The sequence below is a fragment of the Mycobacterium sp. G7A2 genome, assembly GCF_041902445.1.
Lineage (GTDB): Bacteria > Actinomycetota > Actinomycetes > Mycobacteriales > Mycobacteriaceae > Mycobacterium.
On sequence record NZ_CP169251.1, the window covers coordinates 444,764 to 466,346 of the forward strand.

A 21,583-nucleotide genomic window follows, 5' to 3' on the forward strand; every position below is an offset into this window, starting at 1 on the left:
CGGGTCCGGGTCAGCCCCGCTGGGCGGCCAGGAACGCGGCGATGCCGCGCACGACCGCCTCGGCGTACTTCTGCCGCCCCTCGGGTGTCTTCATCAGCGCCGAGTCGGCGGGGTTCTTCATGTTGCCGAGTTCGACGAGGATCGACGGGTACTGGGCCAGGTTGAGCCCGGCGATGTCGGAACGCGGGTTCAGCCCCGAGGATCCGATGTAGGTCGCCGGGGGAATGCCCGAGCCGGCCAAGGTGTCGCGCATCGTGCGCGCGAACTGCACCGCGGGCCCTGCCTGCGCCTGGTTCAGTGGCGGCGACGAGTACAGCACGTGGAACCCGCGGCCGGTCGCCGGCCCGCCGTCGGCGTGGATCGACACGATGGCGTTGGGCTGGATGGAGTTGGCCAGCGCCGCCCGCTCGTCGACGCACGGGCCCGGACCGCTGTCGTCGCCGCGGGACATCGCGGTGCGCACGCCCAGCGCGGTCAGCGCCTGGCGGATCCGCAGCGTGGTGTCCCAATTGAAGGTGTGCTCGGGATAGCCGTCGTCGGTCGCGCTGCCGCTGGCCTGGCAGTCCTTCGTGCCGCCACGTCCGGTGGGAACCTGTCTGCTGAGCGTGGCCGCGTCGTTGGTGCCCTGGTGGCCCGGATCGAGGAAGACGATCATGCCGGCGATGCTGGTGGGTGCGGCTTGCGCGGGGCTGGCCAGCGTCGACGCGGCGACGAGTAGTGCGGCCGCCAGAGCCGAGGCCATCCGCGCACCGACACGCAGAGTTGCTGGTACGTGCACCGCGCCACGGTAGCCCGCATGGAGACTAGGCTGAAAGGCCGAAGCGTCGCTTCTGGGCGAGCGCAACCAAGTCGAGACAGTTATGCAATCAAACGTGCAACTGTGCAACAGGACCAAGAGGATGAACCATGCAACCTGAGGGCCAGGGCCAACCCGATATGTCCGCACTCCTCGCGCAGGCGCAGCAGGTGCAGCAGCAGCTGATGGAGGCTCAGGAGGCACTCGCCACCGCCGAGGTCCACGGCCAGGCCGGCGGCGGTCTGGTCCAGGTCACCATGCGCGGCAGCGGCGAGGTGGTGGCCGTGTCCATCGATCCCAAGGTCGTCGACGCCTCCGACGTCGACACGCTGCAGGACCTGATCGTCGGGGCGATCGGCGACGCCGCCAAGCAGGTGACGATCCTCGCCCACGACCGGCTCGGACCGTTGGCCGGCGGGATGGGCGGGCTCGGCCTGCCAGGCATGTGACGTCCCCGTAGATGTTCGAAGGACCCGTCCAGGATCTGATCGACGAGCTGGGCAAACTGCCCGGTATCGGGCCCAAGAGCGCCCAGCGGATCGCGTTTCATCTGCTGTCGGTCGAACCGCCTGACATCGACCGGCTCACCGCGGTGCTCGGCAAGATCCGCGACGGGGTGACGTTCTGCGAGGTGTGCGGCAACGTCAGCGACGAGGAACGGTGTCGAATCTGCAGCGATCCGCGCCGCGACGCGTCGCTGGTGTGCGTCGTCGAGGAGCCCAAGGACGTGCAGGCGGTGGAACGTACCCGGGAGTTCCGCGGGCGCTACCACGTGCTGGGCGGGGCGCTGGACCCGCTGTCGGGCATCGGACCCGATCAGCTGCGGATCCGCGAGCTGCTCAACCGCCTCGGTGAGCGTGTCGACGGTGTCGACGTCGCCGAGGTGATCATCGCGACCGATCCGAACACCGAGGGGGAGGCCACGGCGACCTACCTGGTGCGGATGTTGCGCGACATTCCCGGACTGGCCGTCACGCGTATCGCGTCGGGCCTGCCGATGGGCGGGGATCTGGAGTTCGCCGACGAGCTCACGCTGGGACGCGCGCTGGCCGGCCGCCGCGCGCTTGCCTGATTCGCGGCTCGCCGCTCCTGCCTCATCCGCGGCTCGCCGCGGTGGCTTGATTCGCGGCTCGCCGCGGTGGCTTGATTCGCGGCTCGCCGCGGTGGCTTGATTCGCGGCTCGCCGCGGTGGCTTGATTCGCGGCTCGCCGCGGCGAGATCCGACTTTTGCAGAGGCCCACTCGGGCGATGCCTGCAAAACTCGGATCTCGTGGGCTTGTCGGTGGGGCTTGCCACCCTCTGTCCATGGGGAAAGTCATCCTCGGCGGCGAAGCCGTCAAGGCCGGGGTGGTCACGCGCCACGAACTGCAGCGGTCCTACGCGCCCTTGTATCGCGGCGTGTATGTCCGCAGGGGTGCGGAGGTGACACTGCGCGACCGCACCATCGGGGCCTGGCTGGCCACGGGACGCAGGGGTGTCGTGGCCGGCGTCGCCGCCTCGGCTTTGCATGGCGCGCCATGGGTGGACGCGGAACAGCCGGTCGAGATCTCCGGCGTCAAGTGCCTGCCCCAGCCCGGTCTCGTTCCCCGCGCCGAGCAGATCGCCGATCACGAGACCACTCACCGCGCCGGTCTGCCGGTCACCACGCGGATACGCACCGCCTATGACCTCGGGCGGCACCTCGACCGAACGGAGGCCTTGGCCCGCCTCGACGCACTGATGTGGAATCAGTGGTTCGACGTCGCCGAGGTGCTGGAGCTGGCCGAACGCAGACCGCGCGCCCGCGGGTTGACCCAGCTGCGGCAACTGCTGCCGCTCGTCGACGGCGGAGCCGCCTCGCCGCGCGAGAGCCGGATTCGACTCTGGTTGGCGGACTGTGGCTTTCCCCGGCCGCACACCCAACACCCCGTGGTGGTCGGATCACGGCCGGTGGCGTTCCTGGATTTGGCTTGGCCCGACTACGGGGTGGCTGTCGAATACGACGGGGACCATCACCGCAAGGACCGCAGGCAATACGTCAAGGACATCGAGCGGTTGCGCATGCTCGACGAACTGGGCTGGATCGTCATCCGGGTGATCGCCGAGCAGCGGCCGAAAGAGTGGCTCGACCGGGTCGAGATGGCGTTGCTGAACCGGGGCTGCCGGTTCGACGTCACCGAACTGCAGAGGTTCGTCCGGCTGACAGCGGCCTGATCCGCGGCTACACCCGCCGGGGCGCGGCGAGGCGTTCCCGACGCAGCTGCGCCACCTCCGGTAGCTCCAGCGGAGTCAGCGGGCCGACTACCTCGGCCAGCAGATGGTCGGCCAGTTCGGGATTGCGCGCCAGGCAGCAGCCGTGCAGGTAGGTGGCGATCACGCTGCCCTGCACCGCACCGTCGATGCCGTCACCGGCGCGGTTGCCCGCGCCTTTGGACACCGCAGCCAGCGGTCGGGCCTGCGGCCCGAGAACTGTTCCGCCGCGGTGGTTCTCGAACCCGGTCAGCGGCTCGCTGAGCGCGTCGATCAGCGGTGTCGCAGCCACTTCGCCGATGGTGCGTTCGGGCTGCGGAGACGTGGTGACGTCCAGGACACCGACGCCGTCGACGCGTTCCCCGGCCGACGTCTCGTACCAATGGCCCAGGACCTGGATGGCCGCACAGATCGCGAGCACCGGGGCTCCGCGCGAAACCGCTTGCTGCAGGCCGGGATAGCGGATCAGATGCTTGGTGGCCAGCCGCTGGGCGTAGTCCTCGGCGCCGCCGAGGGTGTAGAGGTCGAGCTCGGCAGGCACCGGGTCGTCGAGGGTGATCTCCACGATTTCGGCGGCGATTCCGCGCAGCCGCAGACGTTCCCGCAGCACCACCGAGTTGCCGCTGTCCCCATAGGTGCCCATCACGTCGGGCAGCACCAGCCCGATCCGCACCGCCGACTCGGTCATGGCAACCGCCGGTTCAACTGGAGGAACGCCGTGTAGTTGGCCAACACCTCGACGTGCCCGGGCGGGCACGACTCGATCGCCCGCATCGTGTCGTGCACCAGGGTGTGCTCGACGCCGGCGTAACCGAGGCGCACCGCCAGATCGGTGCCGCGCTCGCCGGCGGCCACCACGGCCGTCGACTCGAAATGCTCGAACCGCACGTCCCACAGCCACGACAGGTCCTCCCCGTCGGGGACCTGGCCGTTGACCGCGATCACCACCCCCGCCGCGTCGCGGTCGACCATCGACAGCGCCTCCTGCCAGCCGGCGGGATTCTTGGCCAGCAGCACCCGGGCCGTGTGTGCGCCCACACGCACCGTCCGGTACCGGCCCGCGACCTCGTCGACGGCGGACGCGGCGGCCACCGCGGCGGCGGGATCGGCGCCCAGGGCGACCGCCGCGGCGACCGCCTGGGTGGCGTTGCCGCGGTTCACCGCGCCCGGCAGCGTCAGCGTCATCGGCAAGGACAGGCCGTCGGGGCCGTGGATGTGGGTGTCGTCGAACCACCAGTGCGGGGTGGGCCGCTTGAAGTCGCACCCGGTGGAATACCAGTGCGCCTGCTCGCGGACGATGATCTCCCCCGAGCGGGGACAGCTCACCGAATCACCCGCCCACCCGCCGCCGGCGGCCACCCACACCACGTTCGGGCTGTCGTAGGCGGCCGACGTCATCAGCACGTCGTCGCAGTTGGCGACGACCACTGCGCCCGGGTGGCGGGCCAGGCCGGCGCGCAGCGTGCGTTCGATGTGGTTGATCTCGCCCACCCGGTCGAGTTGGTCGCGGGACAGGTTCAGCAGCACCAGCACTGCGGGGGACACCGCATCCGACACGTGCGGGACGTGCATCTCGTCGACCTCGAGCGCGGCCAGCGACGCCGTCGGGGCCGCGGCGAGCGCGGCGACCAGCCCGGCGTCCATGTTCGCGCCCTCGGCGTTGGTGGCGACGTCGCCCATCGTGGCCAGCGCGGCGGCCGTCATCCGCGTGGTCGTGGACTTGCCGTTGGTCCCGGTGATGACGACGGTGCGCCGGCCCTGGCCGAGCTGGCCCAGGATGGATCGGTCCAGCGTCATCGCGACCAACCCACCGATCATCGCGCCGGCGCCCCGGCCGGTGATCCGCGACGCCCACCGCGCGGCGGCACCGGCCGACAGCGCGACGCGACCGCGTGGGGTGACCATGCCGGGGAGTTTAGAAGAAGCGCCGACACGCGGCTGATGGAGCAGGCCTTGTCAGGGGTGCGTGCCATGCTCGAAACGTGAGCTCAACCGGTGGATGCGAGTGGGGAAGACCCGCCGACCAGCCCGGAACCGGCTGGGCTGTGGTGGACGTCGAGACGTCCGGTTTCCGGCCCGGTCAGGCGCGCATCGTCAGTGTCGCGGCACTGGCTCTCAGCGACGACGGCAACGTCGAGAAGAGCCTGTACAGCCTGCTGAACCCCGGCGTCGACCCCGGTCCCACACACGTGCACGGGTTGACCGCCGAGATGCTGGCCGGTCAGCCGACGTTCGGTGACGTGGCGGCCGATCTGGTCGAGGTGCTGCGGGGGCGCACGCTGGTCGCCCACAACGTCGGGTTCGACTACTCGTTCCTGGCCGCCGAGGCCGAGCTGGTGGACGTCGAGCTGCCTGTCGAGAACGTGATGTGCACCGTCGAGTTGGCCCGACGGCTCGATCTCGGCCTGGCCAACCTGCGCCTGGAGACGCTGGCGGGACATTGGGGAATCAGCCAGATGCGGCCCCATGACGCCTTGGACGACGCGATGGTGCTCGCGCAGATCCTCAAACCGGTGCTGGTGCGGGCCCGGGAGCGCAGGGTGTGGCTACCGGTGCACCCGGTCACGCGCCGATCCTGGCCCAACGGGCGGGTGACCCATGACGAGCTGCATCCGCTGAAGGTGGTGGCGGCGCGGCGACCGTGCCCGTACGCCAATCCCGGCCGTTTCGTGCCGCAACGGCCGCTGGTGCAGGGCATGCGCGTCGGCCTCGCCGGGGTGCAGGGCCGCACCTACGAAGAGCTGCTCGAACGGATCCTGCACGCCGGTCTGGCCTACACCGAGACGGTCGACCAGCACACCTCCCTGATCGTCTGTGACGAGACGAGCCCCGAGCAGGGCAAGGGCTACCAGGCCGCCGGCCTCGGTGTGCCGCTGGTCTGCACCGCCGACTTCATCGACCTGCTGGACACGGTGGTCGGTGGCGCCGACATCGAGGCGTTCACCGACACCACCACCGTCGACGACCAGTTCACGCTGTTTTGATTGCCGCTCTCAGCTCAGCGCCTTCGCCTTCAGCGTGTCGAATTCGGCCTGTGAGATCGTGCCGGTCTCCAGCAGGTTCTTGGCGTCGGCGATCTCCTGGGCCGGTGACCTGCCCGCGGCCTGCTTGATGTAGTCGTCGGTCTCCCGCTTGGCTGCCATCGCCTGCTCGCGGGCCCGCTCGGCCATGCCCTTGCCGCGGGCGATCAGGTAGACCAGCGCCGTCAGGTAGGGCAGCACGATCAGGAAGATCACCCAGATCGCCTTGACCCAGCCGGAGGTCTTGTGGTCGCGCCAGAACAGGTCGACCAGGATGTTGAACAGGATCATCAGGTACGCGATGAACGCGAAGATGACCAGCGTGGTCCAGAGGAAGTCCCAGAACGTATTCCACATGACGGCTACTCCTTAACCGTGGTCGGCGCTGTCTGCGCCGGCGTCAGTTAAACACGGGCCGGGGGAGGGACGGAGCAGGGTTCGCCGGGTTGTGACGGCGTTGTGATGAGGGTCATCGGCTGTTCAGACGCTGGCGCAGCACCGAGGCCAGCGACTCGCCGCCGGTGCGGTAACCCCTGATGGGAACGTGCGTCGCCGGGTCGAAGAAACCGACCCTGCCGAGCTGTTGGGCCAGCCGGCAGCGAAACCCCGGCTCAGCGCCGGGCCGGAACACGATCCGCACATGCGACTTCGCCAGGAATCCGACCGGCGTGAACTCGGCGACGTCCGCCCAGCGGTAGTCCCGCCCGGCGTGGGTGAACCCCTGCTCACCCAGCACCAGGCCGTCGGTGGCCAGCGCCTGCACGGCGGCGACGAACACGGTGCCGAACATCGCCAGCGCGACCAGCACCAGCGGCAGGTACACCAGACCGGTGACTCCGGCGACGGCAGCACCCCCGAGCAGAAGCGCGGCGGTGATCGCGACGCTGGAGCCGACCAACTGGAACAGCCAGTGCGACCGTGCCAACGGCACGACGGTTGTGCTCACCGCTGCCGTGTCACTCAGCCCTGCGCGAGCCGCGCGGCGCGGTTAACCGCCGACACCACCGCGCGCAGCGACGCCGTCGTGATGGACGTCGCGATGCCCACGCCCCACACGGTCCGGCCGCCGATCGAGGCTTCGACGTAGGCGGCGGCCTGCGCCTCCTCGCCCGAGGACATCGCATGCTCGGAATAGTCCAGCACGTTGATGTCGAAGCCGACCGCACCGAGCGCGTCACAGAACGCGGCCAGCGGACCGTTGCCGGCGCCGATGATCTCGCGCTCGACCCCGTCGATCTTGACCACCGCGGTGATGGTGTCGGTGCCACCGTCGACCTCTGCGGCGTCGACCTTCTGGCGCATCCGCTCCAGCGGGGTGATGGGCGCCAGGTACTCCTCGTAGAAGGCATCCCACATCACCTTGGGCGACACCTCGCCGCCCTCCCCGTCGGTGATCTGCTGGATCGCCTGGCTGAACTCGATCTGCAGCCGCCGGGGCAGCGCCAACCCGTGGTCGGCCTTCATGATGTAGGCGACACCGCCCTTGCCGGACTGCGAGTTGACCCGGATGACGGCCTCGTAGGTGCGCCCGACGTCCTTCGGGTCGATCGGCAGGTACGGGACCTGCCACAGGATGTCGTCGACGTCCGAATCCTGTTCGTCGGCAGACACTTTCATCGCGTCCAGGCCCTTGTTGATCGCATCCTGGTGGCTGCCGGAGAACGCGGTGTACACCAGGTCGCCGCCGTACGGGTGACGCTCGTGCACGCCCAGCTGGTTGCAGTACTCGACGGTGCGGCGGATCTCGTCGATGTTGGAGAAGTCGATCTGCGGGTCCACCCCGCGGCTGAACAGGTTGAGACCCAGTGTGACCAGGCAGACGTTGCCGGTGCGCTCACCGTTGCCGAACAGGCAGCCCTCGATGCGGTCGGCGCCCGCGGCGTAACCCAGTTCGGCCGCCGCGACGGCGGTGCCGCGGTCGTTGTGCGGGTGCAGGCTCAGGATGATCGAATCCCGCGGGCTCAGATGCCGGTTCATCCACTCGATCGAGTCGGCGTAGACATTCGGCGTGGCCATCTCCACCGTGGCAGGCAGATTGACGATCAGCGGGACCTCGGGCGTCGGCGCCACGATGTCGGCCACCGCGTTGCAGACCTCGACCGCGTACTCCAGTTCGGTGCCGGTGTAGGACTCCGGGGAGTACTCGAAGCGCCAGGCGGTCTCGGGATACTTCCTGGCTTCCTCGACGCACAGCCGGGCGCCGTCGGTGGCGATCTTCTTCACCGCGTCGCGGTCGGCGCGAAACACCACCCGGCGCTGCAGGATCGACGTCGAGTTGTAGAAGTGCACGATCGCCCGGGGTGCGCCGGCGCAGGCCTGGAAGGTGCGCTCGATCAGTTCGGGGCGGCACTGGGTCAGTACCTGGATGGTGACGTCGTCGGGGATGGCGCCGTCGGTGATGATCTCGCGGACGAAGTCGTAGTCGGTCTGGCTGGCCGACGGGAAACCGACCTCGATCTCCTTGTAACCCATGCGCACCAGCAGGTCGAACATGCGGCGCTTGCGGGCCGGGCTCATCGGGTCGATCAGCGCCTGGTTGCCGTCACGCAGGTCCACCGCGCACCACATGGGCGCGGTGTCGATGACCTTGTCGGGCCACGTGCGGTCGGGCAGCCGGATGGGCTCCACTTCTTCGTCGAAGCTGCGGTAGCGGCCGACGGGCATCTGCGAGCCGCGCTGGGTGTTCCAGGCGGGCTGGCCGGGATGGGGTGCGCCGGCGGGGGTGCTGATGGTGCGGACGGACGCGAACGCGTCGGTGCTGGTGAAATTCTCGGTCATGATGTTGCGCTCTCAGGTCTGGGGGACTTCGACCGGCGCATCGCGAAACACCCGCGACGGGAAGCCGGTCTGATCAGACCCCGTCGCGGCGTCCGAGAAGGAGCACCCGCTGCACGCGACTCACTGTACTCCCGGGCTGCGAGATGCCCAAATGCGTCTCACCCCCGTTGAGACTGATATGGGGGCAGGTTTGTCAAGAGGCAGGGTGAAGCGGCGGCCGTAACCGTCGTTGCGGCCGCCGCTTCGCTGTTGCCAGCACGTGGTGGTTTTAGGTGTGGCGTATCGATGGTGTGGATCGACGCGATGAGTCAAGTCTGAAATTCGCGGGTTGGTTACCGCAGGACGGGACTTTCGGCATGAGTGACCGCTGGTCTGCGCATCGAGCGTCAAACACGGATGTTCAAAATCCATGAGTGGCTCAACAGTCTCATCGCGGGTCACTTGTGTCGTCGCGCGCCGGCACCTCATCCCATACCGTGCTGGACGTGTTATCCGGTGGTGTTCAGTCCTCGATCACCGCCAGCGACCAGCACCAGCCGGCCAGTTCTCGCGCGACGGCGGCGTTGGCGATGACCGGCCGTTTCTTACGCTGATCGAAGTTGATCCACCGCTGGTGCAATCGAAAGTTGCCTTCCTGTCCACGAGCTCGCGCGGCCGGGCAGGCAGCAGCCCAGCGGCGACGCAACCCCACCCCAGGCCGGTAGGGCTTGCGATGCTGCCAAGCGGCCTCGATCAGCAATCGACGAACGTGTTTGTTGCCCGTACGCGTGATTCCGCCTTGGTGGCGGCTGGGCCCGCTGGAGCACTCGGTGGGCACTAACCCGAGGTAGTTGCCGATGGAGCGGCCCGTGAGTCGGTGCCAGTCGCCGATCTCGACGGCCATTCCGAATGCAGTCAACGTCGAGATGCCGCGCAGACACCCCAGGCGGGTGATCACCGGGCTGAATTCACTGTGGGCGGCCATCGCTGTGATCGCGGCATCGAGTCGATCCCGGCGGGCAGTGGCGGCCAGCACCGCATCCAGGGCTTCGTCAAAGGTGCGTTGCTGGGCGGGATGGTCAAAACGCTGTTGGTGTAACCACACATCGTGATTGCCGGTCCAGGGGTGCCCACCGGAGTAGACGATGCCGCGCCGCAACAATATGTGGGTCAGACGATGACGGGCCGCCATCAGGTCTTCACGGCAGTCGTCGCGGGCGCGCACCAAATCGCGTGCCGCTTCTTGTTCGAGGCTCGGAATCTGCACCGCGACTACCTCGCCCAGATACAGCAGACGAGCCAAATGACGTGCGTCGCGGGCATCGGTCTTGACCCGATCACCTTGGGGGCGGATCAACTTGGACGGCGCGGCGACCACGCAGTCGATCCCGGTAGCAAGCAGATGTCGCGCCAACCCGTACCCCGTCGGGCCAGCCTCGTAGACCACTTTCACCGGCGCCGCCAAGGTAGCCACCCAGGCGCCGATCTCGCCAGGATCAGGACATAGCCGCCGCTCGACGACCGCACCGGTCTCACAATCAAATCCACACCCGATCACCGATCGTGCGTGCACATCCAAACCAACACTCGTACGCTGACGTAACACTGGGGCCTCCCACATGGTTGTGGCTCTACCGGCCAGGACCACCCTGTCGGTAACCCACGTTCACATGTGAGCGAGGCCCCAGCCCCCCCATACCGTCTGCGGTCAGCGTGCCCGCTACTCGCACTTTCCCGCGCTGGCTGCAGTCTGAACGGAAACCGTCAGACCTGGGAGTCGGGGAACGCGATCACCGACAGAAACCTGATCGGCACCTCGACCAGGTCGACGGGGCCGTGCGCGCCCTCGCCGTCGAGCTGCAACGAGTCGCCGGCATGCAGCCGGTAGACCGTGCGGCTGTGGCTGTAGTCCATGACACCTTCGAGCATGTAGATGAACTCGGTGCCCGGGTGCTGGAACAACGGGTAGGTCTGGCTCTTTTCCGACAGCGTGACGTGCAGGCACTCGAGGCGTTTGTGTTCCCCGCGCAGCGAGCCCAGCAGCTGGTACTCGTGGCCCTCGCGGGTGCCTTCCCGCACGATGCGCGCGCCGGTGCCGGCCTTGGTGAAGGCGGCGGGCCGCTCTACGTCCGCGCCGCGGAACAGGCTGGTCACCGGCACATCGAACCCCTTGGCGAGCAGCGCGAGGGTGGACAGGCTGCACGAGGTCTGGGCGTTCTCGATCTTGCTCATCATCGCCTTGGAGATCCCGACGCGCGCGGCGGTCTCGGCGACGGTCAACCCCTGCTGCAGACGGAGCTGACGGACGTTGTGTCCGATCGCCGCCTCGATCTCGAGTTCGTCGACGGGGGCGGCGGGGTCGCGGTCCCGGGCCGTGCCCGACCTGTTGCGAAGCAACGAATCGGATTCTGCGAGGAGCGGGTCGTTGCCGTCGGAGGAGTCCACAGCTAGATGTCTAGCGCATCTCACCCGCTCCGACGTAGGGGTAGGGGGTGGTGAGCAGCTCGCCGTCGGCGAAGCGGGAGAAGCGGAAGTCCGATTCCGGGATGCGCGGGTCGCTGCTGCGACCGTCGATCACGAGGTCGGCGACCAGCCGGCCGACCGCCGGCGCGATCTTGAAGCCGTGTCCGCTGAAGCCGGCAGCGATCACCAGCCCGTCCAACGGGCCGGGGGAGATCACCGGGTTCCAGTCCGGTGTGACGTCGTAACAGCCGGCGTAGCTGCTCGAGATCGCCGCGTCGGGGAAGCCGGGGAAGCGGGTGCCGACCTTGTCCACGGTCACGTCGACGAACGCCTCGGTGGCGCGGTTGAGGTAGCTGTCGGGGTCGGCGTCCTCGGTGTGCGCGAGGTCGCTGTTGCCGAACAGGATCTCCCCGCCCACCTCGGGGCGCACGTACTGCAGCGACACCAGATCGGAGAACACCGGAAGCCGGCTCACAGCGGCGTTGTCGATACCGGGGTCGATCAGCACGATCTGTTCGCGGACCACGCGGATCGGCATGTCGATGCCGTAGGGCGCCAGGAACGGCCGGGTCCACACCCCGGTCGCGACGACCACGGTGCCGGCCGAGATCTCGCTGCCGTCGGCCAGGCGCACACCGGTGACGCGGTCGCCGTCGACCAGCAACCCGGCGGCCGGGCTGCCCTGGCGCACCCGCGCTCCGGCGCTACGCGCCGAGGCGGAGAACGCCTGCGCGGTCTGGTAGGCGTCGCCGTACCCGCCGCGGGACTCCCACCCGAACGCCGCGAACGGGGTCAGGTCGGCGTAGGGCCACAGGCGGGCCACCTCGGCGTGGTCGATCTCCTCGGTGTCGACTCCCACGGACCGTTGTGCGGCCAGGCTCTTGCGCAACGCGTCCACGTTGGCGTCTGCGACGCCGACGACGTAGCCGGTCTGCCGGAACCCGATGTCGGTGCCGAAGAGATCCTGAGCGTTCTCGAACACCTCCAAGCCCACGGCGGCCATGGCGGCCAGCGAGCTGACGCCGTAGTGGCAGCGCACGATTCCGCTGGACTTGCCCGTCATCCCGGAGCCGACGGTGCCGCGTTCGGCGACCACCACATCGGTGACGCCGCGCCGGCTCAGCGCCCACGCCGCCGCGCAGCCTTCCAGACCGCCGCCGACGACGACGACGTCCGCGGTCTCGGTCACCGCTGCGCCCCCGGGATCCAGTCGGTCCCCGCCAGCGGAACCCGGGCCATCGCGGCGGCCTCCACGTTGACCGCGACCAGGTCGTCGGGTTCGAGGTGGCAGACGTGGGCCTTACCGCAGGCCCGCGCGATGGTCTGCGCCTCCATCGTCAGCACCCGCAGATAGTTCGCCAGCCGGTGACCGCCGGCGACCGGGTCCAGCCGGGCCGCCAGCTCGGGATCCTGCGTGCTGATGCCCGCGGGATCGTTGCCGTCCTGGTAGTCGTCGTAGAAGCCGGCTGCGCTGCCGATCTTCTCGTAGTCGGCGGCGTAACGCGGGTGGTTGTCGCCGAGCGCGATCAGCGCCGCGGTGCCGATGGCCACCGCGTCGGCGCCCAGCGCCAGCGCCTTGGCGACGTCGGCCCCGTTGCGGATGCCGCCGGAGACGATGAGCTGCACCCCTTTCCGGTCTGCGGCGCCACCGGCCGCGGGGCGGTGCACGCCGAGTTCCTGCAGCGCCTGCACGGCCTGGGGGATGGCGGCCAGCGTCGGGATACCGACGTGCTCGATGAACACCTCCTGGGTGGCCGCGGTGCCGCCCTGCATACCGTCGACGACGACGACGTCGGCGCCGGCGTGCACGGCGAGCTTGACGTCGTAGTAGACGCGCGACGCGCCGACCTTGACGTAGATGGGCTTCTCCCAGTCGGTGATCTCACGCAGCTCGTTGATCTTGATGGTGAGGTCGTCGGGGCCGGTCCAGTCCGGGTGCCGGCACGCCGAGCGCTGGTCGATGCCCTGCGGCAGGGTTCGCATCGCCGCGACGCGCTCGGAGATCTTCTGGCCCAACAGCATTCCGCCGCCGCCGGGCTTGGCGCCCTGGCCCAGCACGATCTCGATGGCGTCGGCCTTACGCAGGTCGTCGGGGTTCATCCCGTAGCGGGACGGCAGATACTGGTAGACCAGCGTCTTGGACTGCCCGCGTTCCTCAGGAGTCATCCCGCCGTCGCCGGTCGTGGTGGACGTGCCGACCTCGCTGGCGCCGCGTCCGAGCGCCTCCTTGGCCGGTCCGGACAGCGCGCCGAAGCTCATGCCGGCGATCGTGACCGGGATGTCCAGGTGCAGTGGATGTTTGGCGAACCGATCGCCGAGCACCACGTCGGTGGCGCAACGCTCGCGGTAGCCCTCCAGCGGGTAGCGCGACATCGACGCGCCGAGGAAGAGCAGGTCGTCGAAATGGGGCAGCGCCCTTTTGGCGCCCCAGCCGCGGATGTCGTAGATGCCCGTGTCGGCGGCGCGCTGGATGGCCGCGATGGTGGTGCGGTCGAAAGTGGCCGATTCGCGCAACCCCAGTCGGGCGCGGGAATCCGGGTTCTGTGGCGTCATCAGTAGGCACTCGTGTTGTCGGCGTGGAAGTGATACAGGGTGCGCGCGGACCCGTAGCGGGTGTAGGCGGCGGTGTCGTCGTCGTCGAATCCGGCGGCCTTGAGCAGCTCGGCGAGTTCTCGATGATGTTCGGGGTCCATCGGTTTGGCGATGCAGTCCGCGCCGAGAGACGCGACGTCACCGCGCACGTACAGGCGTGCCTCGTAGATCGAGTCGCCCAGCGCCTCTCCGGCGTCGCCGCGGACCACGAGGCGCCCGGCCTGGGCCATGAACGCGCTCATGTGCCCGACGCTGCCCCCGACCACGATGTCGACCCCTTTCATCGAGATGCCGCAGCGGGCCGCGGCATTGCCCTCGATGACCAGCAGGCCGCCGTGCGCGGTGGCGCCGGCGGACTGCGAGGCATCGCCCTTGACCCATACGGTGCCGCTCATCATGTTCTCGGCGACCCCGGTCCCGGCGTTGCCGTGGATCACCACGTCGGCGCGCTGGTTCATGCCCGCCGCGTAGTAGCCGACGTGCCCGTCGACGGTGACGGTCACGGGTGCGTCGAGGCCGACGGCGACGTTGTGCGCACCGGCCGGGTGCCTGACGACGAACTCGCCGGTCAGATCGGGGGCGTGCAGAGCGGCGTTGACGTCGCGAAGCGGCGTGTTGCGCAGATCGAACTGTGTTGCGGGCACTATCTGCTCCACGCGTACACCACCTCCGGTTCGGGTTCCCAGATACGGGCCTTCTCGACGCCGGGCAGCCCGGCCAGTGCCCGGTATTCGCTGCCCATCGCCACCCAGTCGTCGGTCTCGGCGATCACCGCGGGCTTGCAGGCGATGGCGTCGCGCACCACGGCGAAGGAATCGCGGTTGGACACCAGCAGCGTGTAGAAACCGTCGAACGTCGCGCACAGCGCCTTCAGTGCGGTCTGGACGTCGAGTCCGTCGGCGAGCTGTTTGGCGATGAACCTGGCACCGACCTCGGTGTCGTTCTCGCTGTCGAAAGCGATTCCGGCCGAGCGCAGTTCGCGACGGACGGTGGCGTGGTTGGCGAACGACCCATTGTGCACCAGGCATTGGCCGGAACCGACGGCGTAGGGGTGGCAACCGGCCGGGGTCACCGCCGATTCGGTGGCCATCCGGGTGTGCCCGACACCTTGCCAGCCCTGGGCCTTCGCCAGGCCCCAGGCGTCGGTCAGTGCGCGGGGATGACCGACCCCCTTGAGCACCGCCATGTCCGCGCCGAATCCGGCGATCAGCGCCTGCGGGTACGCCGACCGCACAGCGGCCAGCAGCTTTTCGGATTCCACGCCAGCCGACAGCAGGAAGCTGTCGTCGGCGGCGACTCCGTCGACGTCGGAACCCAGTTCGGCCTCGACCGCAGCGGTGACCGCGGCGATGTCGGCGGTGGTTCCGGGGGCGAGTTCGGCGATCGAGACGCAGCCCTGGCCGGGCGGCGACCAGGTCGGGTCGCCGTAGACGGCGACGCCTGCCGAGTCGCTGCCGCGCTCACCCATCTCGCAGAGCATGCCGGTGAGCAGTTCACCGAGTCGGGGGTTGAGCTCGGGGTTGCGCAGGTGCAACCCGACGATCCCGCACATGTGTTGATTCCCTTCTGGTTTCGGGCCGCTCAGAACGCGGTCAGGTAGTTGTCGATCTCCCACGGGCTGACCGCGCTGTGGTAGGCGAAGAATTCGTCGCGTTTGACCCCGGCGAAGTAGCCGGCGACGCCGTCTCCCGCGGCGTCGAGCACACCGCTCACCACCGGGTCGGCCTCGAATTCCTCCACCGCGTGCAGCAGGGTCGGAGGCAGTGCCTTGGTGCCGTTCCCGCCGCCCACCGGGCCGGGATCGGTGCTGCGTTTGATGCCGTCGATGCCGGCGCCCAGCGCCGCCGCGATCGCCAGATAGGGGTTGGCCGATCCGTCGCCGCCGCGCAGCTCGATGCGTTCGCAGTCCGGCACCCGGATGTAGTGGGTGCGGTCGTTGCCGCCGTAGGTGGGCACTCGCGGTGCCCAGGAGGCGCCGGACGAGGTGGAGGTGGCGCCGGTGCGCTTGTAGGAGTTCACGGTGGGGGCGACGACGGCCTGCAACGCGCAGGCGTGGTCGAGGACGCCGCCGATGAAGCCGTAGGCGGTTTCCGACAACCCGAGTCCGCGGTGGTCCTCGGCGGCGGGGTCGGCCGGGAAGACGGGGTTGCCTCCGCTGGTCAGCGACAGGTGCAGGTGCAGCCCGCTGCCGGTCTTGTCGGCGAACGGCTTGGGCATGAAGGTGGCGATCATGCCGCGCTCGGCGGCGATCATCGACAGCAGGTAGCGCAGCGTGACGACCCGGTCGGCGGTGGTGAGCGCCTCGGCGAACTTGAAGTTCTGCTCGAACTGGCCGTTGCCGTCCTCGTGGTCGTTGGCGTAGTTCGACCAGCCGAGGGTGTTCATCGCGACCGACACCGCGGTGAGGTGCTCGTACATCCGGGTCACCCCGCGGGCGTCGTAGCAGGGCTGGGCGGCGGTGTCGGCCGCGTCGGCGACAGACACGCTGCCGTCCTGGCCGCGTCGCAGCAGGAAGTACTCGACCTCGGCGCCCACCCACGGCTCGAAACCGGCGTCGGCGCACTGCTCGATCAGCGACTTGAGGATCACCCGCGGGGCGTAGGGCCAGGGCGCACCGTTGACGTACGGGTCGCAGTGCACGATCGCCAGGCCGTCCTTGATGAACGGGATCGGGGTGAACGATGCCGGGTCGGGCATCGCCATCAGGTCGGGGTCCTTGGGTTCCTGGCCCATCGCGCCCACGGCGTATCCCGCGAACCCGACGCCCTCGGTGGCCAGCATGTCGACCGCCTCCACCGGGACCAGCTTGGCGCAGGGCTTCCCGCGCAGGTCCACGAACAGCGCGAGGATGAATTTCGTTTCAGACTGTGTGCACAACTCGGCCAGTGTGGCCAGGTCTTCCGGCATGTCGACCACCCTTTGTCTCTTGTTGTGAATCAAAGTATCACTCAAGGAAACATATCGCAGTGTGAGCGATGCCCGCAGGTCGAGCCGGTGGTTTTCCGGATCAGGCCGGCGGGTGGGTGGTGCTTGTCAGAGCTGTGCCCAGTTCAGGACGACGTCCTCCAGGGGCAGGCGCCGGCGTGGCTGGCCGTCACGCTCGGCGATCTCCGGGGCAACGTCGGCGTAGTCACCGAGGCGGCCCACCGCGATCACCACCAGTGGACGCAGCGGCCCGGACAGTCCGAAGGCCGCACGGGCGCCCTCGGTGTCGAACCCGGCCATCGGGTGCACGATCAATCCCCGCGAGACCGCTTCCACCGACAGATTGGCCAGCGCAGCGCCGGCATCGACGGCGGCGTAGCGCTCGGTGCGGTCGTCCTCGCCGTCGTCGGCGCACACCAGGATCAGCGCGCTGGCGGCCGTGGCGTAGCTGTTGCCGCGCCGCAGCAGCCCGGCAAGTGTGGTGAATACCTCGTCTGCCCGTCGGCCGACCAGGAACCGCACCGGTTGCCGCCGGCCCCAGGTCGGTGCCCAGCGCGCCGCCTCCAGCACCCCGACGAGGTCCTCTTTTCCCAGCTCGGCGGTGAGATCGAAGGCGCGGGGACTCCAGCGCGCGGCGATGGCCGGCTGCACCGGAACCGAGGTGTCGGCCGTGCGATCGGAGGGCGCGTCAGGCACCGCACGGAGGCTACCGGCCCCGACCGGCGGTGGAAATGCAGGTGGGGGGTGCCTCTATCCTTTATGTGATCTCCCCCCGAACTGGAAAGGTTTTCTTGTGGCGCTCGTCGTACAGAAGTACGGCGGATCCTCGGTGGCTGACGCCGATCGCATCCGCCGTGTGGCCGAGCGCATCGTCGAGACGAAGAAGGCCGGCAACGACGTTGTCGTGGTCGTCTCGGCGATGGGCGACACCACCGACGAACTTCTCGACCTGGCCAAGCAGGTGTCGCCGGCGCCGCCGGCCCGCGAACTCGACATGCTGCTGACCGCCGGTGAGCGCATCTCGAACGCACTGGTGGCGATGGCGATCGAGTCCCTCGGCGCGCAGGCCCGGTCGTTCACCGGTTCGCAGGCCGGCGTCATCACCACCGGGACGCACGGCAACGCCAAGATCATCGACGTCACCCCGAGCCGGCTGCGCGACGCGCTCGACGACGGTCAGATCGTGTTGGTCGCCGGGTTCCAGGGCGTCAGCCAGGACACCCGGGACGTCACCACCCTGGGTCGTGGCGGTTCCGACACCACGGCCGTCGCCGTTGCCGCGGCGCTCAAGGCCGACGTGTGCGAGATCTACACCGATGTCGACGGCGTGTTCACCGCCGACCCGCGCATCGTGTCCGACGCCCGGCGGCTCGACACCGTTTCCTTCGAGGAAATGCTGGAGATGGCCGCCGCAGGCGCCAAGGTGCTGATGCTGCGCTGCGTGGAGTACGCCCGCCGCTTCGACCTGCCCATCCATGTCCGCTCGTCGTACACCGACCGGCCGGGCACCATCGTCAAAGGATCGATCGAGGACATCCCCATGGAAGACGCAATCCTGACCGGAGTCGCCCACGACCGCAGCGAGGCCAAGGTGACCGTCGTCGGGTTGCCGGACATCCCGGGCTACGCCGCCAGGGTGTTCCGCGCCGTCGCCGACGCCGACGTCAACATCGACATGGTGCTGCAGAACATCTCCAAGGTCGAGGACGGCAAGACCGACGTGACCTTCACCTGCTCGCGGGAAAGCGGCCCGGGCGCGGTGGCCAAGCTGACCGCGCTGCAGGACGAGATCGGGTTCACCAAGGTCCTCTACGACGACCACATCGGCAAGGTGTCGCTGATCGGCGCCGGCATGCGGTCGCACCCCGGCGTCACCGCCACGTTCTGCGAGGCGCTGGCCAACGCCGGCATCAACATCGAATTGATCTCCACCTCCGAGATCCGGATCTCGGTGCTGATCAAGGACGCCGAGCTGGACCGCGCGGTGGCGGCGCTGCACGAGGCGTTCGGCCTCGGCGGCGACGAAGAAGCCGTCGTCTACGCGGGAACGGGGCGGTAGACATGGTCAGCATCGGTGTGGTCGGCGCGACCGGCCAGGTCGGCCAGGTCATGCGCACGCTGCTCGCGGAGCGCGACTTCCCGGCCGACGAGGTGCGCTTCTTCGCCTCGGCGCGCTCGGCGGGCAAGAAACTGGAGTACCGCGGTGAGCAGATCGTGGTCGAGGATTCCGAGACTGCTGATCCGTCCGGTCTGGACGTCGCGCTGTTCTCCGCCGGTGCGACGATGTCGCGCGTGCAGGCACCGCGGTTCGCCGCCGCCGGAGCCGTCGTCGTTGACAACTCCTCGGCGTGGCGCAAGGATCCCGACGTGCCGCTGGTCGTCTCGGAGGTCAACTTCGAACGCGATGCCGGAAACCGTCCCAAGGGCATCATCGCCAACCCCAACTGCACGACGATGGCCGCGATGCCGGTGCTCAAGCCGCTGCACGACGAGGCCGGGCTGGTCCGCATGATCGCCTCGACCTACCAGGCGGTCTCGGGCAGCGGTCTGGCCGGCGTCGAAGAACTGTACGGTCAGGTCAGCGCCGTCGGCGCGGACAGCCGTGAGCTGGTGCACGACGGTCGCGCGGTGGACTTCCCGGCGCCCGACAAGTACGTCGCGCCGATCGCGTTCAACGTCCTGCCGCTGGCCGGGTCGCTCGTCGACGACGGCTCCGGGGAGACCGACGAGGACCAGAAACTCCGTAACGAGAGCCGCAAGATCCTGGGTATCCCGGAACTGGCGGTGTCCGGCACCTGCGTGCGGGTTCCGGTCTACACCGGGCACTCGCTGTCGATGAACGTCGAATTCTCGCAACCGTTGTCGGTGGCGCGAGCCACGGAGATCCTCTCCGCCGCGCCCGGGGTGACGATGGTGGACGTGCCGACGCCGCTGGCCGCGGCCGGGGTGGACGAGTCGCTGGTCGGCCGGATCCGCCAGGATCCGGGTGTGCCCGACGGTCGCGGCCTGGCATTGTTCGTCTCCGGTGACAACCTGCGAAAAGGCGCTGCACTGAACACCATTCAGATCGCCGAGTTGCTGGTCGCCAAGCTCTGATCCAGCCGTGCGCCGCCACCGCATCGCCGCCGGGATGCTCTCGGCCCTGCTGATGTGGCACGCGGCGCCCACGGCGGGAGCGACACCGGTCGAGCTACCGCCGCTGCTGCCCGGTCAGGTGCTGCGGATCGGCCCCGCCGCCGGGACCGGAACGCTGACCGCCGACTACGGCATCGGTGCGACCGACCTGTGCGAGTTCCTGGAGTTCCCGAGCGGGATCCTGCAGGTCTGCGGGGACAGTTTCGCCGGACAGGGCGTCGGGTACGGCGGCTGGTATTCACCGGTCGCGCTGCACGTGGTGGGGGACTCGCTCGACGACGGGGGCGGGGTGCGCTACGACGGTGTCACCGGGGTCGCCACCCCGTTGCTGGCCGACCCCACCCCGGCGGGCACCTCCCAGCTGCCCGCCGGTGTCATCGAGATCAACCGCGAGAACTACCTCATGGTGACCACCACCGAGGCACTGCGGCCGGTGAGCTCCCGGCTGGTCAAGGCGCTCCCGGGCCGGGGTGACTGGCCGACGGTGCCGGGTTCGGAACGCGACGCCGGCTACGCGCAGGGTCGACAGACTCAGATCAGCGGCTACTACGATCCGATCCCCACCGCCGAGTCCGAACGGGGCTGGGTGTATCTGGTGGCCAACAACTTCGACCGCAGCGGGCCCGTCGAGCTCTACCGCGCCGGGCCCGATTCGTTCACCGATCGCGACTCATGGCAGGCCTGGAGCGGCGCGCAGTGGGGTGGTGAGCCCGCGCCGCTGTGGGACGACATGGTGGGGGAGATGAGCGTGCGCCAACTCGACGGCCGCACCGTGCTGTCCTACTTCAACGCCACCACGGGCAACATGGAGATCCGGGTGGCCGACGACCCGACCGGGCTGGGCACGGCGCCGGTGACCACGGTCGTCGTCGCAGCGCCCTGGCCCGACCCGGCCGAGGTGCTGCCGCCGCCGCAGGACAACCGCCTCGCCCAGCCCTACGGCGGCTACATCGCCCCGACCTCGACGCTGGATGCGGTGCGGGTGTTCGTCAGCCAGTGGAACACCATGCCGCGCGGCGGCACCCCCTACCGGGTGATCCAGTACGCGGTGAACCCGCTCAAACCCTCATAGCTGATTCACAGCCGCCACCTATCCGCAGCTGTGAAACGGAGCGCAGGATCGACGGCATGAGCGAATCGACTCCGCCGCCAGAATCGTCCGAGCCCGCGACCGGCCCCGTACTGACGCCTCCATCGCCGCCGGCGGCACCACAGCCGCCCGTTTATCACTCTGCGCCGCCGCAGTACGCGCCCGCACCGGACAACAACCGGCTCAACAAGGTCGCGGCCTGGGTGGGCATCGTCGCCGGCTCGGTGATCATCGTCGCGGTCATCTTCGGCACCGGCTTCTTCGTCGGCAAGGAGGTCGGTGAGGGACCCCGCGGCGACGGCGGCCACCACATGATGCTGCGGCCCGCCGCTCCGATGTTCCCGATGGGCCCGCGCGGCGACGTCCAGCGCGGCCCCGGCTTCCCCGGACCGTTCGCCCCCGGTGGCCCCGTGATCGAGATTCCGGGACCGGGCGGGCAGGGCGATTCACCGTCGCCGGGCCGGCCGGGAAATTAGTGTCGCCACCGGGTTAAAGGCACCCCGCCCCGGGGGTACCCGCCCCACAGGACGTGACGGTGGCACAGCCCCGTAGCCGCGACGTCTCGAGGAGAAGAGG

The 21,583-nt window shown here is 69.0% G+C and carries 22 protein-coding genes; 8 read left to right on the forward strand and 14 right to left on the reverse strand.

Annotated elements, in window-relative coordinates; all coding sequences use genetic code 11:
- Nucleotides 1-10: 10 nt before the first annotated feature.
- Complete coding sequence (locus ACEWX3_RS02135) at nucleotides 11-742, reverse strand: Rv3717 family N-acetylmuramoyl-L-alanine amidase (protein ID WP_163679625.1); 732 nt, start codon at nucleotides 740-742, stop codon at nucleotides 11-13.
- Between the two features lie 164 nt (nucleotides 743-906).
- On the opposite strand from ACEWX3_RS02135, the gene ACEWX3_RS02140 reads away from it, so the two are divergent.
- The 3 genes from ACEWX3_RS02140 (at nucleotide 907) to ACEWX3_RS02150 (ending at nucleotide 2,989) form a co-directional block, all read left to right on the forward strand.
- The gene (locus ACEWX3_RS02140; protein ID WP_374158573.1) at nucleotides 907-1,245 is read left to right on the forward strand and encodes a YbaB/EbfC family nucleoid-associated protein; all 339 of its coding nucleotides are present in this window, start codon (nucleotides 907-909) and stop codon (nucleotides 1,243-1,245) included.
- An 11-nt stretch (nucleotides 1,246-1,256) separates the two neighbouring features.
- Nucleotides 1,257-1,868: a recombination mediator RecR gene (recR, locus tag ACEWX3_RS02145; protein ID WP_207065356.1), complete on the forward strand. Its 612-nt coding sequence runs from the start codon at nucleotides 1,257-1,259 to the stop codon at nucleotides 1,866-1,868.
- 233 nt (nucleotides 1,869-2,101) lie between these two features.
- A complete protein-coding gene (locus ACEWX3_RS02150; RefSeq protein WP_374158574.1) occupies nucleotides 2,102-2,989 on the forward strand; it encodes a hypothetical protein in 888 nt (295 codons plus the stop codon).
- A 7-nt stretch (nucleotides 2,990-2,996) separates the two neighbouring features.
- Here ACEWX3_RS02150 and ACEWX3_RS02155 read toward each other — a convergent pair whose 3' ends face one another.
- Entirely contained in the window at nucleotides 2,997-3,713 is a 717-nt protein-coding gene (locus ACEWX3_RS02155) for a type 1 glutamine amidotransferase (RefSeq protein ID WP_207065358.1), read from the reverse strand.
- Entirely contained in the window at nucleotides 3,710-4,930 is a 1,221-nt protein-coding gene (locus ACEWX3_RS02160; protein WP_207065359.1) for a Mur ligase family protein, read from the reverse strand. Before ACEWX3_RS02160 ends, ACEWX3_RS02155 begins: the two co-directional genes overlap by 4 nt.
- 77 nt (nucleotides 4,931-5,007) lie before the next feature.
- On the opposite strand from ACEWX3_RS02160, the gene ACEWX3_RS02165 reads away from it, so the two are divergent.
- Complete coding sequence (locus ACEWX3_RS02165; protein ID WP_221359035.1) at nucleotides 5,008-6,009, forward strand: DEDDh family exonuclease; 1,002 nt, start codon at nucleotides 5,008-5,010, stop codon at nucleotides 6,007-6,009.
- Nucleotides 6,010-6,018: 9 nt separating this feature from the next.
- On the opposite strand, the gene ACEWX3_RS02170 is transcribed toward ACEWX3_RS02165, so the two are convergent.
- The 11 genes from ACEWX3_RS02170 to ACEWX3_RS02220 form a co-directional block, all read right to left on the reverse strand.
- On the reverse strand, nucleotides 6,019-6,402 hold the full coding sequence (locus tag ACEWX3_RS02170) for a hypothetical protein (RefSeq protein WP_374158575.1): 384 nt from the start codon (nucleotides 6,400-6,402) through the stop codon (nucleotides 6,019-6,021).
- 112 nt (nucleotides 6,403-6,514) lie between these two features.
- On the reverse strand, nucleotides 6,515-6,991 hold the full coding sequence (locus tag ACEWX3_RS02175; RefSeq protein ID WP_374158576.1) for a hypothetical protein: 477 nt from the start codon (nucleotides 6,989-6,991) through the stop codon (nucleotides 6,515-6,517).
- Between the two features lie 14 nt (nucleotides 6,992-7,005).
- Nucleotides 7,006-8,823, reverse strand: a complete 1,818-nt coding sequence (gene leuA / locus ACEWX3_RS02180) for a 2-isopropylmalate synthase (RefSeq protein ID WP_221359039.1) — start codon at nucleotides 8,821-8,823, stop codon at nucleotides 7,006-7,008.
- Between the two features lie 502 nt (nucleotides 8,824-9,325).
- The gene (locus ACEWX3_RS02185) at nucleotides 9,326-10,423 is read right to left on the reverse strand and encodes an IS110 family transposase (RefSeq protein ID WP_347221028.1); all 1,098 of its coding nucleotides are present in this window, start codon (nucleotides 10,421-10,423) and stop codon (nucleotides 9,326-9,328) included.
- A 143-nt stretch (nucleotides 10,424-10,566) separates the two neighbouring features.
- Entirely contained in the window at nucleotides 10,567-11,247 is a 681-nt protein-coding gene (locus ACEWX3_RS02190) for a helix-turn-helix domain-containing protein (protein ID WP_374158577.1), read from the reverse strand.
- 10 nt (nucleotides 11,248-11,257) lie between these two features.
- Entirely contained in the window at nucleotides 11,258-12,454 is a 1,197-nt protein-coding gene (locus tag ACEWX3_RS02195) for an NAD(P)/FAD-dependent oxidoreductase (protein ID WP_374158578.1), read from the reverse strand.
- Nucleotides 12,451-13,818: an FMN-binding glutamate synthase family protein gene (locus ACEWX3_RS02200; protein ID WP_207065365.1), complete on the reverse strand. Its 1,368-nt coding sequence runs from the start codon at nucleotides 13,816-13,818 to the stop codon at nucleotides 12,451-12,453. The genes ACEWX3_RS02195 and ACEWX3_RS02200 overlap by 4 nt, the downstream gene beginning before the upstream one ends.
- Nucleotides 13,818-14,513, reverse strand: coding sequence for a protein glxC (locus ACEWX3_RS02205; RefSeq protein WP_221359045.1), 696 nt, complete (start codon nucleotides 14,511-14,513; stop codon nucleotides 13,818-13,820). The genes ACEWX3_RS02200 and ACEWX3_RS02205 overlap by 1 nt, the downstream gene beginning before the upstream one ends.
- Nucleotides 14,501-15,409: a glutamine amidotransferase gene (locus ACEWX3_RS02210; RefSeq protein WP_374158579.1), complete on the reverse strand. Its 909-nt coding sequence runs from the start codon at nucleotides 15,407-15,409 to the stop codon at nucleotides 14,501-14,503. Before ACEWX3_RS02210 ends, ACEWX3_RS02205 begins: the two co-directional genes overlap by 13 nt.
- A gap of 29 nt (nucleotides 15,410-15,438) precedes the next feature.
- The gene (glnT, locus tag ACEWX3_RS02215) at nucleotides 15,439-16,764 is read right to left on the reverse strand and encodes a type III glutamate--ammonia ligase (protein ID WP_374158580.1); all 1,326 of its coding nucleotides are present in this window, start codon (nucleotides 16,762-16,764) and stop codon (nucleotides 15,439-15,441) included.
- A gap of 126 nt (nucleotides 16,765-16,890) precedes the next feature.
- Nucleotides 16,891-17,478 carry a nitroreductase family protein gene (locus tag ACEWX3_RS02220; protein WP_374158581.1) on the reverse strand — a complete coding sequence of 196 codons (588 nt, stop codon included), beginning with the start codon at nucleotides 17,476-17,478 and terminating at the stop codon, nucleotides 16,891-16,893.
- 97 nt (nucleotides 17,479-17,575) lie between these two features.
- Here ACEWX3_RS02220 and ACEWX3_RS02225 point away from each other — a divergent pair, with 97 nt between their 5' ends.
- The 4 genes from ACEWX3_RS02225 to ACEWX3_RS02240 are packed head-to-tail and all read left to right on the forward strand — an operon-like array spanning nucleotide 17,576 to nucleotide 21,483.
- Nucleotides 17,576-18,841, forward strand: a complete 1,266-nt coding sequence (locus ACEWX3_RS02225) for an aspartate kinase (RefSeq protein WP_152519040.1) — start codon at nucleotides 17,576-17,578, stop codon at nucleotides 18,839-18,841.
- Nucleotides 18,842-18,843: 2 nt separating this feature from the next.
- Nucleotides 18,844-19,878, forward strand: a complete 1,035-nt coding sequence (locus ACEWX3_RS02230; RefSeq protein ID WP_163672080.1) for an aspartate-semialdehyde dehydrogenase — start codon at nucleotides 18,844-18,846, stop codon at nucleotides 19,876-19,878.
- A gap of 34 nt (nucleotides 19,879-19,912) precedes the next feature.
- Nucleotides 19,913-20,989, forward strand: a complete 1,077-nt coding sequence (locus ACEWX3_RS02235; RefSeq protein WP_374159757.1) for a DUF4185 domain-containing protein — start codon at nucleotides 19,913-19,915, stop codon at nucleotides 20,987-20,989.
- Between the two features lie 56 nt (nucleotides 20,990-21,045).
- Nucleotides 21,046-21,483 (forward strand): hypothetical protein, encoded by a 438-nt coding sequence (locus tag ACEWX3_RS02240; protein ID WP_163672079.1) that lies wholly within the window; start codon nucleotides 21,046-21,048, stop codon nucleotides 21,481-21,483.
- Nucleotides 21,484-21,583 lie beyond the last annotated feature (100 nt).

Excerpts from the sequence above, each read along its gene's own strand:
- ACEWX3_RS02135 (WP_163679625.1), bottom strand. The coding sequence starts at position 742 with ATGGCCTCGGCTCTGGCGGCCGCACTACTCGTCGCCGCGTCGACGCTG.
- ACEWX3_RS02140 (WP_374158573.1), top strand. The coding sequence starts at position 907 with ATGCAACCTGAGGGCCAGGGCCAACCCGATATGTCCGCACTCCTCGCG.
- recR (WP_207065356.1), top strand. The coding sequence starts at position 1,257 with ATGTTCGAAGGACCCGTCCAGGATCTGATCGACGAGCTGGGCAAACTG.
- ACEWX3_RS02150 (WP_374158574.1), top strand. The coding sequence starts at position 2,102 with ATGGGGAAAGTCATCCTCGGCGGCGAAGCCGTCAAGGCCGGGGTGGTC.
- ACEWX3_RS02155 (WP_207065358.1), bottom strand. The coding sequence starts at position 3,713 with ATGACCGAGTCGGCGGTGCGGATCGGGCTGGTGCTGCCCGACGTGATG.
- ACEWX3_RS02160 (WP_207065359.1), bottom strand. The coding sequence starts at position 4,930 with ATGGTCACCCCACGCGGTCGCGTCGCGCTGTCGGCCGGTGCCGCCGCG.
- ACEWX3_RS02170 (WP_374158575.1), bottom strand. The coding sequence starts at position 6,402 with ATGTGGAATACGTTCTGGGACTTCCTCTGGACCACGCTGGTCATCTTC.
- leuA (WP_221359039.1), bottom strand. The coding sequence starts at position 8,823 with ATGACCGAGAATTTCACCAGCACCGACGCGTTCGCGTCCGTCCGCACC.
- ACEWX3_RS02185 (WP_347221028.1), bottom strand. The coding sequence starts at position 10,423 with ATGTGGGAGGCCCCAGTGTTACGTCAGCGTACGAGTGTTGGTTTGGAT.
- ACEWX3_RS02200 (WP_207065365.1), bottom strand. The coding sequence starts at position 13,818 with ATGACGCCACAGAACCCGGATTCCCGCGCCCGACTGGGGTTGCGCGAA.
- ACEWX3_RS02210 (WP_374158579.1), bottom strand. The coding sequence starts at position 15,409 with ATGTGCGGGATCGTCGGGTTGCACCTGCGCAACCCCGAGCTCAACCCC.
- glnT (WP_374158580.1), bottom strand. The coding sequence starts at position 16,764 with ATGCCGGAAGACCTGGCCACACTGGCCGAGTTGTGCACACAGTCTGAA.
- ACEWX3_RS02230 (WP_163672080.1), top strand. The coding sequence starts at position 18,844 with ATGGTCAGCATCGGTGTGGTCGGCGCGACCGGCCAGGTCGGCCAGGTC.
- ACEWX3_RS02235 (WP_374159757.1), top strand. The coding sequence starts at position 19,913 with ATGCTCTCGGCCCTGCTGATGTGGCACGCGGCGCCCACGGCGGGAGCG.
- ACEWX3_RS02240 (WP_163672079.1), top strand. The coding sequence starts at position 21,046 with ATGAGCGAATCGACTCCGCCGCCAGAATCGTCCGAGCCCGCGACCGGC.